This window comes from Psychrobacter sp. 1U2, assembly GCF_051847575.1.
This window is the reverse complement of record NZ_JBPYDC010001472.1, coordinates 1-594: the sequence shown is the minus strand read 5'-3', so window position 1 is coordinate 594 and position 594 is coordinate 1. Positions and strand designations below refer to the sequence as shown.

1 protein-coding gene is annotated in these 594 nt (G+C 48.3%); it reads right to left on the bottom strand.

Annotation, left to right across the window (positions count from 1 at the left end):
- Window positions 1-587 (bottom strand): cation transporter (locus ACS8FD_RS22695; protein WP_439277521.1); only part of this gene is annotated, 587 nt, incomplete at its 3' end.
- Window positions 588-594 lie beyond the last annotated feature (7 nt).

Below are 594 nucleotides of genomic sequence, written 5' to 3'. Positions count from 1 at the left end.
CATAGATACGTTGAATATGCCCAAATAGTGACCGTACCAATGACCACCAGCACATCCATATTGGCAAGACCGCCCTTGATGGACGCCCAAGCACTTTTATAAAACGGCAACGCCAAGCCAAATTGTACAATGGTTGCAAGGATAAATTGAATCCAAACAGGCGGCATCCACGCCATACTCTGTCCAAAGAGCATCCCCGCCATACCGACCAAAAAAGGCACCAAGCAGACCCATAGCGCAATCAATCGCCATGGATACTCTGTCGCGGTGTCTGTATCCGTCTTGGCAAACAATCTATCTCCTGCCTGCACGTTTGCGACAAAACCTGTTTTACTTACCCACTCTGTGATTTGTTCAGGCGTCGTCTGCGCTGGATCATAATCGACATTGGCAGTCTCACCTGCGAAGTTGACATTCACCTCATAAACTGAGGACTTCTTGTTAAGGACTTTCTCGATTCTAGACGCGCAGGCCTGACATGTCATACCATCAATGGCTAGTTGCAAGTGCGCACGCTGAGGCTCAAGCAGCGTATTGGACTGAATGTCAGTATCGACATCATAGGATTGGTCATCGGCAGTACGGATAGAATCA